The organism is Thermosediminibacter litoriperuensis, from assembly GCF_008124715.1.
Lineage (GTDB): Bacteria > Bacillota > Thermosediminibacteria > Thermosediminibacterales > Thermosediminibacteraceae > Thermosediminibacter > Thermosediminibacter litoriperuensis.
In genome coordinates this window covers 61419-75260 of the sequence record NZ_VNHO01000001.1, presented here as the reverse complement: position 1 = coordinate 75260, position 13842 = coordinate 61419, and the positions used below count along the sequence as shown (strand labels likewise).

At 43.1% G+C, this 13842-nt stretch carries 19 protein-coding genes; all 19 read left to right on the top strand.

Features of this window, described 5'->3' with window-relative positions; genetic code table 11:
* Positions 1 to 8 precede the first annotated feature (8 nt).
* The gene (fliG, locus tag LZ11_RS00445) at positions 9 to 1016 is read left to right on the top strand and encodes a flagellar motor switch protein FliG (RefSeq protein ID WP_148865582.1); all 1008 of its coding nucleotides are present in this window, start codon (positions 9 to 11) and stop codon (positions 1014 to 1016) included.
* 1 nt (position 1017) lies between these two features.
* Complete coding sequence (locus LZ11_RS00440; protein ID WP_246110658.1) at positions 1018 to 1776, top strand: FliH/SctL family protein; 759 nt, start codon at positions 1018 to 1020, stop codon at positions 1774 to 1776.
* Complete coding sequence (gene fliI, locus LZ11_RS00435; RefSeq protein ID WP_148865579.1) at positions 1769 to 3088, top strand: flagellar protein export ATPase FliI; 1320 nt, start codon at positions 1769 to 1771, stop codon at positions 3086 to 3088. The genes LZ11_RS00440 and fliI overlap by 8 nt, the downstream gene beginning before the upstream one ends.
* Before the next feature lie 9 nt (positions 3089 to 3097).
* The gene (fliJ, locus tag LZ11_RS00430) at positions 3098 to 3556 is read left to right on the top strand and encodes a flagellar export protein FliJ (protein ID WP_148865577.1); all 459 of its coding nucleotides are present in this window, start codon (positions 3098 to 3100) and stop codon (positions 3554 to 3556) included.
* A gap of 2 nt (positions 3557 to 3558) precedes the next feature.
* Positions 3559 to 4116, top strand: coding sequence for a MotE family protein (locus LZ11_RS00425; RefSeq protein ID WP_246110657.1), 558 nt, complete (start codon positions 3559 to 3561; stop codon positions 4114 to 4116).
* 34 nt (positions 4117 to 4150) lie between these two features.
* Positions 4151 to 5395 carry a flagellar hook-length control protein FliK gene (locus LZ11_RS00420; protein WP_148865574.1) on the top strand — a complete coding sequence of 415 codons (1245 nt, stop codon included), beginning with the start codon at positions 4151 to 4153 and terminating at the stop codon, positions 5393 to 5395.
* A gap of 15 nt (positions 5396 to 5410) precedes the next feature.
* Positions 5411 to 5800 carry a flagellar hook capping FlgD N-terminal domain-containing protein gene (locus LZ11_RS00415; RefSeq protein WP_148865572.1) on the top strand — a complete coding sequence of 130 codons (390 nt, stop codon included), beginning with the start codon at positions 5411 to 5413 and terminating at the stop codon, positions 5798 to 5800.
* 25 nt (positions 5801 to 5825) lie between these two features.
* Entirely contained in the window at positions 5826 to 6215 is a 390-nt protein-coding gene (locus tag LZ11_RS00410) for a TIGR02530 family flagellar biosynthesis protein (RefSeq protein ID WP_148865570.1), read from the top strand.
* Positions 6216 to 6305: 90 nt separating this feature from the next.
* A complete protein-coding gene (locus LZ11_RS00405; RefSeq protein WP_148865568.1) occupies positions 6306 to 7514 on the top strand; it encodes a flagellar hook protein FlgE in 1209 nt (402 codons plus the stop codon).
* A gap of 52 nt (positions 7515 to 7566) precedes the next feature.
* Entirely contained in the window at positions 7567 to 7761 is a 195-nt protein-coding gene (locus LZ11_RS00400; RefSeq protein WP_148865566.1) for a flagellar FlbD family protein, read from the top strand.
* Positions 7761 to 8567 (top strand): flagellar motor protein, encoded by an 807-nt coding sequence (locus tag LZ11_RS00395; protein ID WP_148865564.1) that lies wholly within the window; start codon positions 7761 to 7763, stop codon positions 8565 to 8567. The genes LZ11_RS00400 and LZ11_RS00395 overlap by 1 nt, the downstream gene beginning before the upstream one ends.
* Positions 8545 to 9297, top strand: a complete 753-nt coding sequence (locus LZ11_RS00390) for an OmpA family protein (RefSeq protein WP_425473425.1) — start codon at positions 8545 to 8547, stop codon at positions 9295 to 9297. The genes LZ11_RS00395 and LZ11_RS00390 overlap by 23 nt, the downstream gene beginning before the upstream one ends.
* Before the next feature lie 14 nt (positions 9298 to 9311).
* Complete coding sequence (locus LZ11_RS00385) at positions 9312 to 9740, top strand: flagellar basal body-associated FliL family protein (RefSeq protein WP_246110650.1); 429 nt, start codon at positions 9312 to 9314, stop codon at positions 9738 to 9740.
* A gap of 17 nt (positions 9741 to 9757) precedes the next feature.
* Complete coding sequence (gene fliM, locus LZ11_RS00380; RefSeq protein WP_148865558.1) at positions 9758 to 10753, top strand: flagellar motor switch protein FliM; 996 nt, start codon at positions 9758 to 9760, stop codon at positions 10751 to 10753.
* A complete protein-coding gene (gene fliY, locus LZ11_RS00375) occupies positions 10746 to 11834 on the top strand; it encodes a flagellar motor switch phosphatase FliY (RefSeq protein ID WP_148865556.1) in 1089 nt (362 codons plus the stop codon). Before fliM ends, fliY begins: the two co-directional genes overlap by 8 nt.
* A gap of 18 nt (positions 11835 to 11852) precedes the next feature.
* A complete protein-coding gene (locus LZ11_RS00370; RefSeq protein WP_148865554.1) occupies positions 11853 to 12212 on the top strand; it encodes a response regulator in 360 nt (119 codons plus the stop codon).
* Between the two features lie 13 nt (positions 12213 to 12225).
* A complete protein-coding gene (locus tag LZ11_RS00365) occupies positions 12226 to 12774 on the top strand; it encodes a flagellar biosynthetic protein FliO (RefSeq protein ID WP_148865552.1) in 549 nt (182 codons plus the stop codon).
* Positions 12771 to 13535: a flagellar type III secretion system pore protein FliP gene (gene fliP / locus LZ11_RS00360; protein WP_148865550.1), complete on the top strand. Its 765-nt coding sequence runs from the start codon at positions 12771 to 12773 to the stop codon at positions 13533 to 13535. The genes LZ11_RS00365 and fliP overlap by 4 nt, the downstream gene beginning before the upstream one ends.
* A 24-nt stretch (positions 13536 to 13559) precedes the next feature.
* Positions 13560 to 13829 (top strand): flagellar biosynthesis protein FliQ, encoded by a 270-nt coding sequence (gene fliQ, locus LZ11_RS00355; RefSeq protein ID WP_148865548.1) that lies wholly within the window; start codon positions 13560 to 13562, stop codon positions 13827 to 13829.
* Positions 13830 to 13842: the final 13 nt, after the last annotated feature.

Genomic DNA, 13842 nt, shown 5'->3' with positions numbered 1-13842 from the left:
TGTTTTAAATGCCCGTGTCCAGGCTTACTGGGAGGCAGAAGGCCGCCATACTCATTGTTGCTCTCGGACCCGAGTTGGCATCTAATATATACCGCTATTTGAAAGAAGACGAAATAGAACAGCTTACAATGGATATCGCTAGTTTAAGAAAAGTGGGAGAAGAAGAGAGAAGAGCGGTTTATGAAGAATTTCACCAGATGCTCTTGGCTAACGATTACATTACCCAGGGTGGGATCGAATATGCAAAAGAAATCCTGGAAAAGGCTTTAGGAACCCAGAAAGCATTTGAAATAATAAACAAGTTGACTTCATCACTGCAGGTAAGGCCTTTCGATTTCGTCAGAAAAGCCGACCCTGCCCAGCTCATTAACTTTATTCAGAACGAGAATTCTCAAACTATAGCACTCATAATGGCGTATCTGCAGCCGGAAAAGGCTGCATTGCTCCTGTCTTCACTGCCGCCGGAAAAACAAGTAGAGATAGCCAAACGCATTGCTACAATGGAAAGAATATCGCCTGAGGTCATTATGGAAATAGAGAAAGTGCTCGAACGGCAACTGTCGGCAGTTGTGGTGGAAGATTACACAAATGTGGGTGGCATCCAGGCTATAGTAAATATTTTGAACGATGTTGACCGCAGCACTGAAAAGAATATAATCGAAGCTCTCGAAATGGAGAACCCGGATCTGGCCGAAGAAATAAAAAGAAGGATGTTTGTATTTGAAGACATCCTCACCCTTGACAACAGGTCAATACAGCGTATACTGAGGGAAGTCGATAGCCAGGAACTGGTGTTAGCCCTAAAAGGAGCGAGCGATGAGGTTAAAAACAAGATTTTCAACAATATGTCGAAACGCCAGGCTGAAATGATAAAGGAAGACATGCAGTACCTAGGGCCTGTTAGGTTGAGAGATGTTGAGGAAGCTCAGCAGAAGATAGTGAATATAATAAGGAAACTTGAAGATGCCGGCGAGATAATAATATCCCGCGGGGGAGGAGACGAAATAATTGTCTAAAGTGCTGAAGTATACGGAAGTTTTGAGAGAAAGACCCTTCAGGATAAAGGATATTCCTGTAAAGGTTTCCAACCTGGCGGATATATCGAGAGAGAGGGTACAGCTGCCCATAGAACTGTTTTTCAAAGACAGAGCCAGTAAACTTTATGATGATGCCATGGAAAAAGCGATAGAAATAATTGAAAATGCAAAAAAAGAAAGCGAGAGATTGATAAAAGAGGCGAAGGAAAGGCAGGAACAAATCAAACGGGAAGCCTTCGAAAAAGGATATAGCGACGGTTTCAGGCAGGGCTCAGAAGATGCAAAAAAGGAATTAACCGGCCTTTTTGAGGAAAGCCTTCGCCAGTTCAACGAGTTGAGGGAAATACTCTTAGTTCAAAACAGGGAGTATCTAAAAACTCTGGAAAAAGACTGTCTGAAGCTGGCAATTCATATAGCGGAAAAAATACTCAGAAAACACGTGGAAGTGGACAACGAGTACATAATGAACCTCATAAGAGCAGCTCTTGATAAAGTGGGAGAAGAAAAAGATGTACTCGTAAGGATCAGTGAGAAGGATTACATGAAACTGGAAGAAAAAATGAAGGAGATTCAGTATAAAGCAGGATATAAAAAAATCAATTTCATCAAGGACCCTACTTTATCGGAAGGAGATTGCATTATTCAGGGGAGCTGTTTTGAGCTGGATGCTGGTTTGCGCACCCAGCTAGATAACCTTCAAACTGCATTAAAGGAAATGGAAGTACTGGAGGATGATTAGTGAAGTTTTTAATTACTATAAAACCGTCATAGACGGTATCGATACATTAAAACCCAAGGGTAAAATATCAAAAATTGTGGGTCTTACAATAGAATCGCAGGGGCCGCCGGCGGAGATAGGGGAGATTTGCGAAATAAAAGCTACCAGAGAGCCTAAAAAATTGCTGGCTGAAGTTGTTGGTTTCCGAGATGATGCGATAATCCTGATGCCTCTCGGCGATATGGAGGGCATTGCGCCCGGCGGGGAAGTTGAAGCTACGGGTAAAAAGCTCGCGGTACCCGTTGGCGAGCAGCTGCTGGGCAGAATACTGGATGGTCTGGGCACTCCAATTGACGGCAAAGGCCCCATAAAAAGCCACACTTATTATCCCCTGTTCAATTCCCCGCCAAACCCTGTAGAACGAGCGCCGATAAACAGGCCCTTACCCCTGGGAATAAAGGTCATAGATACGCTTATTACTTGCGGGCGGGGTCAGAGAGTTGGAATTTTCGCAGGCAGCGGTGTGGGGAAAAGCACTCTGCTTGGAATGATTGCCAGAAATACAAAAGCGGATGTAAACGTAATAGCCCTCATAGGGGAAAGGGGAAGAGAACTAAACAGCTTTATAATGAAGGACCTGGGAGAAGAAGGTTTAAAAAGGTCTGTGGTGGTGGTGGCTACATCGGATAAACCCCCGCTGATAAGGACAAAGGCGGCATTTACGGCCACCGCTGTCGCCGAGTACTTCAGAGATCAGGGACTGGACGTAATGCTGATGATGGATTCGGTTACCAGGTTTGCCATGGCACAGCGGGAAGTCGGCCTGGCAGCTGGGGAACCCCCGGTAACCAGGGGATATACGCCTTCAGTTTTCGCTATACTGCCAAAACTGCTGGAGAGGGCGGGGACGTCCAACGCCGGTTCTATTACGGGGATTTATACAGTCCTAGTAGAGGGCGACGACTTAAACGAACCCATATCGGATACCGTAAGGGGTATACTTGACGGGCACGTAGTTCTTTCGAGGACTCTTGCAAACAGGAACCACTATCCGGCCATCGACGTGCTCGCCAGCGTAAGCCGTCTAATGATCGATGTTATATCCGATGAACATAGGAGACTGGCCGCAAAGGTAAAAAGCTTGATTTCGATTTACAGCGAAGCCGAAGACCTTATAAACATCGGAGCTTATGTAAGGGGGAGTAACCCCAAAATAGATGAGGCGTTAAAATATATAGATGACATCAGGAACTTTCTGGTTCAGGAAGTTGATGAAAAAGTCGATTACGAAGAGGCCCTTGCGAATCTAAAGAGCATCTTTGAAAAGGAGTAATTCCATCCAATGAAACGGTTTAAATTCAACCTGAACACCCCCCTAAGGGTGAAACAGAAAATTGAGCAGATGAGGAAACAGCAACTGATGGAAGTCATATTGACACTGGAAAGGGAAAAAAATGAGTTGAAGATTTTGGAAGAGAACAAAGCTGCCATAAAGGTCAATTTAGAGCAAAAAATGCGGGATTCATTAAAGGCAGCAGAACTTGCCTTTTTCGAAGCATGCATTAATACCCTTGATTTAAAGGTAAAAAATCAGAAATACAGAGTGGCCGGTGCCCTTGAGCGATATAATAAAGCCGTAGATGTCTTTATAAGTTCAAGGCAGGAAAGGCAGATTCTGGAGAGATTAAGAGACAAAAGATTTGGCGCTTATCTTGTGGAATTCAATAGAGAAGAACAGAAAGCCCTCGACGATATTGCCTCACTCGCTTTTTTCAGGCGGGGAGGGGGATTTGAACTGTGAACATGGCTGAAAAAAAATATACCTTGATAGGTGTTGCTATTGTCCTTTTTACAACCCTAATAGCCGGAGTTTTCTTCTATCTATGGTTTATCAAAGCAGGAAAGGCAGAACCTGCGTTGAGTAATGCTATCTCCAAAATTCCATTTATAGGAGCAAGATTTTCAAGTCGGACCGCTGAGGAAAAAATTGTCCTAGAGGAGATAGAAAAAGAAAGAAGCATGTTACAGGCTGAGTGGGACAAAATCAACAGGCAGATGGATGAAATAAATAAAAAACAGGAAGAGCTGAAGAACAAGGAAATTGAGCTGAAGACAAAAGAAGAGGAACTTAACCTGGCAAAAGCAAAGATGGATGAGAGCGAGAAGAATATGAAAAATATTGCCCAGTACTACGAATTAATGGAGACCGGCAGAGCCGCAAGAATAATCGAGTCCATGGAAGATGAATTTGTGATACAGATATTCCGAAATATGAAGAAGGAATCCGTTGCGGAAATACTGGCTAATATGGATCCCAAGCGAGCGGCGGCCATTACCAAGAAACTGTCGGGCCTCCAGTAATATAAAAGAAAGGCAGAGAAAGGAGGTGAAGAACGTGTTTGCCGAATCGGCTGCTTTTTTCCCCGTACTGGCAAATCAAACAAAAGTGGATTTGAGGAGAAGGCATATCGACGAAGAACGGGGCGATTTTAAAAACCTGCTGGGACTTTTACAACAGGAGTCCGACAAAAAAAATTTAAATGCCGCTGTTTGCAGCGTTCTGCTCCAGTTGATTAACTTATTATATCAGGATTTAAAAACGACGGAGGAAACCGCAAATAGCGTCGAAAGTGCTGATCGTCTTATGCCCGGGATAATTACCGGAGCAAACCAGTTAAATAAAGGTGTACTTCCGCTGTTGAAAAATATAGTAATAAAATTTGAAAAGAGCGGGGAGATAGATAACCTTAAAATTTTACAGCTCTACAGAAAACTCTGTGAGTCAATACCGCAACTAAAATCCTTAGATTTACAGGATTTTAAAGACCATCTTGAACATTTTCTCCAAAAAAGTGTCATGACTAAAAAACTCCAGACAGTCCCCCGAGACGTAATCACCGAAGGACGGATCCTAAAAAACCAGGTTCAGAGTAAAAGCAAATCGGAACTCTCCAATACCACGAGCCATGGCTATGTATTAAATATAAATAAAAATACTACAGCCAAAACCACAGTTGGCAGTTACGAATCGACACCTAACGGGCAGGTGGTCGAAACCTTAGAAGATAAAACTGAAACTATTAAAGTTGGTGTTCAGTACGCTGCGATAGACGTGAGTGCGGATGATAAAGCGTTTACCACTGAAAGAGCGGGGGCCGAAAAAAACACTGAACAAAAACCGGAGCAATTTTTCAAGACTGAAATATTCGATAAGGTGGTTGCCAAGGTCCAGATGGCTTTAAAAGGCCAGGCAAGAGAAATGAGGATCAAGCTCAAGCCTGAATTCCTGGGCGACATAGTCATAAAGATCGTTGCTGTTGAGGGGGAAATGAGCGCAGAACTTTTCGTAAAGAATGCTTATATTAGAGAAACTTTGCAGGCAAATGCTAATGAAATTAAAAATCAAATTCAACAGCAGGGTTATTCGATTACCGAAGTCAAGGTCTATGAATTTTCATCTCAGTTGGATATGAATCAAAACGGGCATAAATTCGAAAATGGTGAATGGTATAACACTTTCAAAAAAGCGGGTAGCGGGAGCACCGGGGGTACAAGGTTTGAAGAAGTTGAAGCAATAGATAGGTCGGAAACCGTGTATTACCAACTCCTCGGACCAAGTACGATAAATTACGTAGTATGAAGGGAGGTTTAAACCGTGGACAAGGTTAATTTTACGGCAGTTTCCCAGACGTACAGGGGCGCAGACAATGTTTCAGCCGGCAGAGCCCAGCTCGGAAAAGATGATTTTTTGAAGCTGCTGATAACCGAACTGAAGCATCAAAATCCCCTCGAACCTCTTGACAGCAAGGAATACATAGCGCAGCTTGCAACTTTTACGTCCCTGGAACAGCTGCAGAATTTGAATTCCCAGATTTCAGCGATGTCTGCGATCAGCGTTATAGGAAAAACCGCCAAAGCCCGTATTAAAGAAGGGTATGTTTCAGGAATAATAAAGGGCGTGGCATTCGACCAAGGAAATTTAAATTTGATCATCGGAGATGAAGAAAAGTTGGTTCCCCTGCGGGATGTGTTTGAAATAAGGTAAAGAGCAGAAACGGGATGGTGGTTTTGTGGACGAGTATATAAAAATTTCCCCTGCTGTTCTGTATTCCAACAGGATTGAACCTATCGGGCAAAATGTAAGAAAAGAAGGAATTTCGCGCGATTCAAGCAGCTTCGAGAAAATTTTAGAAGAAAAGCTGGACAACCAGCTGAAGATTTCAAAACATGCCCAGCTTCGCATGAGTTCAAGGAATATAAATTTGACGCCTGAACAGCTCAAAAAACTCAACAGCGCCCTGGACAAAGCTGAGAAAAAGGGTGTCAGGGAATCGCTCATACTCATGAACGACATAGCTTTTATTGTCAGTGTAAAAAACAGGACTATCATAACTGCGGTTGATGGACCCAACCTCAAAGAGAATGTGTTTACAAATATTGATGGTGCCGTAATAGTGTGAGCCGGACCACAGGAGGCTCAAGGCTCCGGATCGACAGAAGGAGTCCAGGCACCCCGAAATCATTAATTAAAACGGGGAGGAAGATAAATTATGATGCGGTCAATGTTTTCAGGCGTAACCGGCCTGAGAAATCATCAGATAAAAATGGACGTAATAGGCAATAACATAGCCAATGTCAATACGGTCGGTTATAAAAAAAGCCGGGTGACTTTTCAGGATACCCTGAGCCAGACCATGAGAGGAGCGTCTTCGCCCCAGGGCAACCGGGGTGGAACGAACCCGATGCAGGTAGGCCTGGGGATGACAATCGCGGCCATTGATACGATACACACTCCGAGCAGCCTGGAGGCCACGGGGAATATGACGGATCTTGCCATCGAAGGCGACGGCTTCTTCATAATGTCCGACGGCCAGGGTTACTACTATACGAGAGCCGGCAATTTCGGATTTGATGAAGAAGGTAATCTGGTTAATACAGCCAACGGGTTTAAAGTAATGGGGTGGCAGAATGCACAGTCAAAGACGCCGCAGAATATATCCCCGATAATAGTAAAAAAGGGCATGATGATGGCGGCGAGCGCCACGAGTGATGTCAGGTTTGCAAAAAATTTAAACGACGCGGATCCTGTGGGAACGCAGTACATCATCCCGTTCAAGGTCTACGATTCCAAAGGAAATGCCCATAACCTTACAATTACTTTTACAAAAAATGGCGATAATACCTGGGATTATGACATAAAAGACTCGGCCGATACATCCATATATAACGACACGCTGTCTTTTAACACTTACGGCATACTGACTTCAGGAAACCCAAGCACCCCAATTACACTTAACGTAAATGGGGCGGAGCCCATTACATTCGATCTTGATTTCTCCAATGTAACCCAATACGCAAAAGAGACCACCATAGACCTCTCCTACCAGGACGGTTACCCTGCTGGTACCCTGCTTGGCATCTCGGTGGATTCTACCGGTACTATAACGGGGGTGTTTGACAACGGCCAGAATATGGAACTGGCCCAGGTGGCCCTGGCGATCTTCGACAACCCGTCCGGCCTTATAAAAGCCGGAAGGAACATGTACACCTATTCCAACAACTCGGGTGAACCGCAGATAGGCATGGCAGGCACCGGAGGAAGGGGAACCATATCGCCGGGTTCGCTGGAAATGTCCAATGTCGATCTGGCCGAAGAGTTCACCCAGATGATAATAACCCAAAGGGGTTTCCAGGCTAATTCTAGAATAATCACGGCATCTGACGAAATGCTTCAGGAACTGGTGAATATCAAGAGGTAATCTTCACGGAGCCCGGGCTCTTTAGCCCGGGCTGATGAAAAGAGGTGTGATTTTGGTTGAACTCACCAAATTGAACGGCAGGAGATTTTACCTGAATGCTGAGCTAATTGAAACAATAGAGCCGACACCGGATACCGTAATAAAACTGACTAACGAGAGGACATACATAGTGCGGGAATCGCCTGAAGAAGTAGTGGACAAGGTTATTGAATATAAAAGAAGAATTGTAAAGGGAAGTGAAGGCTGATGGATCGCGCTACAATAATTGGAATAATAGGTGGGCTGGCAATTTTCCTATGGGCCATATACATGGGGGGACCCATTAGCGCTTTTATAAATATACCTTCAATGCTGATAGTATTAGGAGGTGTTGTGGCTTCAACTCTTATAAATTATCCTCTCTCCAAACTCATAGAGGTCGTGAAAATACTTAAAAATGTTGTTATAGAAAAACAGATGAGCAGTGAAGAGATAATCCGGACAATAGTAAACTTGGCGGATACAGCCAGGAGAGAAGGACTTCTGGCTCTCGAAGATACTGCAGCTCAGATTCAAGACGATTTTATGAAAAGAGGCATAATGCTGGTGGTGGACGGTACCGATCCTGAGCTCGTTAAAAATATCCTGGAAACGGAACTCGCTTTTCTTGAAGAAAGACATAAAGAAGGCCAGAGCATATTTGAAACTATGGGCGCCTTAGCTCCCGCATACGGGTTGATAGGTACCATAATCGGTTTGATCCAGATGTTGAACAAATTAGATGATCCTAGCGCCGTAGGCCCGGGTATGGCCGTGGCTCTCATAACCACCTTTTACGGGGCAACTCTTGCCAATTTTCTTTTTCTTCCTATTGCCGGCAAACTGAAGGTTCGTAGCAAACAGGAAATTCTAATGAAAGAGGTAATGATAGAAGGTATTCTTTCCATACAGGCCGGAGAAAACCCCAGGATTATCGAAGAAAAACTCAAAGCATTCCTGGCCCCGAAACTGAGAGAGACGTTAAAAGAAAGGGGCACTTCTCCCGAAAGCGGTGATAGCCTTGCCTGGCGTTAGAAGGAGAAACGGAGGGGGCAACGATAGCCCTCCCGGTGCTCCTCTCTGGATGACTACATATGGTGACCTTATCACTCAAATCCTTATATTTTTCGTCCTGCTTTTTGCTCTTTCGAATATTGATGCGAAAAAGTTCGATATGGCTATGACTTCTTTACAGGGCTCTTTAGGTATATTAGATGGCGGGAGAACCCTGACAAAGAAAAGTTTTATCGAGGGCGGCCTAGTTGGTGAGAATTTACCCGAGGGCAGAGAAGAAAGGGAATTGCGGAATTTAGAAAACACCATTCTCGAAATAATAGAAGAAAATAATTTCAAAGGGATAAGGGTGGGCATGGATGAAAGGGGACTTGCGATAAGATTTATGGAAGGAGCTCTTTTCGATTCCGGTAAGGCTTACTTAAGAGAGGATGCCAGGCAGGTACTGGATAAAATCGCACCTATCTTGAGACAGAGCCGGCGTCCTATTAGAGTTGAAGGGCACACGGACAATGTGCCCATCCATACCAGGGAATTTCCTTCAAACTGGGAACTGTCCACAACGAGGGCGGTGAATGTGGTAAGGTATTTTATTGAAAAACATAATATATCCCCTCGCATAATCTCTGCTGCGGGTTACGGGGAATACCACCCTATTGCGCCCAATGATTCCGAGAAGAACAGGGCCCTGAACAGGCGTGTGGACATAATAATATTAAATTCTTCCTCAGGGTCACAGGAGCCCAGGTGAATGGAGGTAAATTCATGTCAAAAAGTAGGATGCAGTCCGTATTCGGCTTGCTGATAATACTCGTATTATTCATGATAATTTCTACAGCTACTGCGTATTTTATCGCAAGAAACTTGATAGCAGAGGGCGGAGAAAAAGGAGAGAAAAAACAATATATAACTTATCAGTTGGGGGATTACCTGACAAATCTCTCCGACAAAGGCTATATTAAACTTTCAATCGTATGCATATTGGGTGATAAGGAAACGGAAAAAGAGATGCAGACTAAAGAGTATGAAATAAAAGACAGAGTTTATTCTATCCTACGGTCAAAGACCTATGACTCCGTAAAGGATAGTAAGGGTATGCAAATTCTAAAAAAAGAATTGAAAGACATGATGAATACGGTGGTGGAGAAGGGGAAAGTAGAGGATGTATTATTTACGAACATACTTGTAAACTAGCTAAGGAGGTCTGTAATTTGTCCGAAATTCTTTCTCAGAGTGAAATAGACGCTCTAATAACTGCACTAACTACAGGCGAAATAAAAGCTGAAGAGATAAAAAAAGAAGCTTTTGAAACGAAAATAAAGGTTTACGATTTTAAAAAGCCCGATAAATTTTCGAAAGAGCAGCTCAATACACTCCACCTTATCCATGAAAATTTTGCCAGGCAACTCATCACATTTTTTTCCACACAGTTAAGGACCCTGGTTCAAATAAATGCATCCAGTGTTGACCAGATGCCTTATTCGGAATTCATATCCTCCATCCCAAATCCATCCATCATAGGGATAGTCGATTTCCAGCCGTTAAGGGGAGCTATAATTATCGCAATGAACGTATCTATGGTTTTTTCAATAATAGACAGGCTTTTAGGAGGGAGCGGTGAATATAAGGATAAAACCAGAGAGCCTACCGAAATCGAAACTAATATCATTCAAAGGGTTTATTCCAGAATAGTTAAGCTGATGGAGGAAGCGTGGCAGGATATTCTAGAAATTCATCCCGTTTTTGATAAACTTGAGACAAATCCGCAATTCGTTCAATTGGTTTCACCCAATGAGGCTATAGCTTTAATTACAATCAATGCGCGTATAGGCAAGACCGATGGGCTGATAAATATCTGCATACCATATATAGTAATTGAACCTGTTATGTCAAGACTTTCTACCAAGATATGGTTATCGACCAGCAAAAAGGAGAGCTCCGAAAGCTTTATAAAAACCCTATCCAGAAAGCTGGAAAATGTAAATGCCGAGATAAGGGCTGAGATCGGCAAAGCTCAAATAACCGTTAGAGAATTTTTAGATCTGGATATAGGGGATGTAATACAGCTGGACAAGCGTGTTAATAGCGAGATGGATGTTTACGTATACGATAAACTTAAATACAAAGGTATAATGGGCAAGAGAAATGGAAGGTTTGCGGTAAGGATTACTAAAGTTATAAGTGAGAGGGATGAAGCGAATGGATGAAAATCGAATTTTATCGCAGGAGGAAATAAATGAGCTGTTGAATAAATCCCTTTTGAATCAGGATGAGGGGGAATTTCTTTCTCAAGAGGAGATCGACGCCCTGGGTGAAATAGGCAACATATCCATTGGTACTTCTGCTACAACCCTTTATACCCTCTTGAGAAACAAGGTAACTATAACTACCCCTGATGTAACTCTCATCACTGTAGAAAAATTGCAGGAGAAATACTCCATACCTTTTATTGCGATTATAGTGGATCATACTGAGGGTATCGAGGGAAGCACAATTTTAATAATGAAGGAAGATGACGCAAAAATTATCGCTGACCTTATGATGGGAGGGGACGGCAGGAATACCGAGGTGGAGCTCGATGAGTTGAGATTAAGTGCCGTTGGAGAGGCGATGAATCAGATGATGGGGTCCTCGGCCACCTCGCTTTCTACGCTGTTGAAAAAAAATATCAACATTTCCCCACCCAAGCTGAAGCGCATAAATTTAGACGACGAGTCGCTCAAAAGTTATTTCAATAAAGGCGAAAAGATAGTGAAGATTTCATTTAAAATGGAAGTGGGAGACTTAATAGAAAGCGAAATAATGCTCCTCATGTCAATTCCTTTTGCAAAAGAGTTGGTGAGTGAGTTGATATCCATATCAAGGGGAATTCCCCTTGAAGCTTCAAAAAGCGGGGATGCGGATGAACCTGTTCTTGAAAATGCTCCGCCTGAACCGCAAAAGCCCGTGCATGAGAAAAAAGGAGAAAAGGTTGGTGTAAAACCTGTGGAACTAGAGGACTTCAGTGAGGGTGTAACTTCCAGCAAGAAATCTTCACTGGATCTCATCATGGACGTTCCCCTTGAAATATCGGTAGAATTGGGGAGAACGGTTAAAAAAATAAAAGAGATACTGGAAATAGGACCGGGCTCGATAATTGAGCTGGAAAAACTTGCGGGAGAGCCGGTAGATATCCTCGTAAACGGTAAACTTATCGCTAGAGGAGAGGTTGTAGTGATCGATGAAAGTTTCGGAGTGAGAATAACCGAAATTTTAAATTCTTTTGAGAAAATAAATTACTTACAGTAACCGGGGGGATGAGTAAAAATGGCAGGAATTTTAATCGTAGATGATGCTGCATTTATGAGGATGATGATTAAAGACATACTCACAAAGAATGGGTATGAGGTTGTGGGAGAAGCCGAAAACGGCGCTGTTGCCGTAGAGAAGTTTAAAGAATTGAGGCCCAGTCTCGTTGTAATGGATATTACAATGCCGGAAATGGATGGCATAGAAGCCGTTCGGAGGATAAAAAGTATAGATCCCGATGCGAGGATAATAATGTGTTCCGCAATGGGACAGCAGGCAATGGTGATAGACGCGATACAGGCCGGAGCTAGGGATTTCGTCGTTAAACCGTTTCAGCCGGACAGGGTACTGGAAGCTGTTAAGAAAGCTTTGGCGTAAAGAAGGTAGCAACATGAAAAAAAAATACGGTGTATACGCTTTGATTATTTTAGTAGTGTTGTTTTTAGGATTTAAAGGGAGCTGGGCGGCACTGGGGGATGATGGTGATCCAATAGATGTAGATAATTTAAAAAAGTACAGTTTTGAAGAACCTGGCGATTCACAACAGACTTCCCCGTGGCAGATCATTTTGAAGTTCGCGGTGTATTTTATAACTATAGTTTTCGTGTGCATCCTGGCGTTTATAACTACCCGATGGCTGGCCAGATATACACCGTATCCCCGCTGGAAGAGCAAGTACATGGAAGTAGTGGATGTACTGCATCTGGATTCCCACAACCGGGTATTTATAATTAAGTCTCCAATGGGGCTACAAGTATTGGCTGCGTCCGAAAGGGAGATTTGTCTAATCGGAGAGCTGGATGAAAAAACTGCGGAATTAATTTATGAGGCTGAAAACACCGGTAGTTTTGGAAACAGGAATTTTGGAAATCAACTTGATAATTTTTTAAATAAAATAAAGAGTATTCACAGTATTAAAGATGGTGATGACAAATTATGAAGAAGAGAATTAGATGGGTCAGGGCGCTTTTCGCAGCCATAACCCTTTTATTAATACCAATAACGGCTTTGGCTGCTCCAGAACCGCCTATACCCGTACTGGATTTTGTAAGATCGGCGCGCAATCCCCAGGAAACGGCTTTAACATTGCAGGTAATACTTATTCTGACAATACTGTCTCTGGCTCCGTCCATCCTCATAATGATGACTTCGTTTATAAGAATAGTAATCGTGCTTTCATTTGTACGCAGTGGTCTTGGGGTTCAGCAGGTCCCTCCGAATCAAGTTCTTATTGGACTGGCGCTGTTCATTACATTCTTCGTCATGGCTCCTGTATTTGCCGATATAAACAAAAATGCGGTTCAACCCTATATCAGAGAAGAAGTAAGCACGCAGGATGCTTTACATATAGCACAGAGGCCACTGAGGGATTTTATGTTCAGGCAAACCAGAGAAAAGGATTTAGCACTATTTCTCCATTATGCAAAACTGCAAAACCAGGTAAGAACCCCGGATGATGTTCCAACTTATGTTTTGGTACCTGCTTTTATTATCAGTGAATTAAAAACCGCCTTCCAGATGGGATTTATGATCTTCATACCTTTTCTGGTAATAGACATGATTGTTGCGAGTACTCTGATGTCGATGGGTATGTTGATGTTGCCGCCCGTTATGATATCACTTCCGTTTAAGATACTGCTTTTTGTTATGGTGGACGGGTGGAATCTTGTTATAGGTTCTCTTTTGTCGAGTTTTCATTGATAATGATCGGGGTGGGATGACGGATTGACACAGGAGACCGTAATTTATCTGGCCCGTGAAGCACTTAGTGTGGTTCTACTGGTGTCAGCTCCGATGCTAGGCATTGGAATGCTGGTCGGACTGTTAATTAGTATTTTCCAGGCTACGACGCAGATACAGGAACAATCCCTGACATTCGTGCCAAAGATCGTGGCGGTGATGGCGGCTATTTTGATATTCGGGCCTTGGATGCTTAATATGATGGTGAACTTTACGGAAACCCTATTTAGAGAAATACCCAATTTTATACATTGAGCACCGGTGAAAT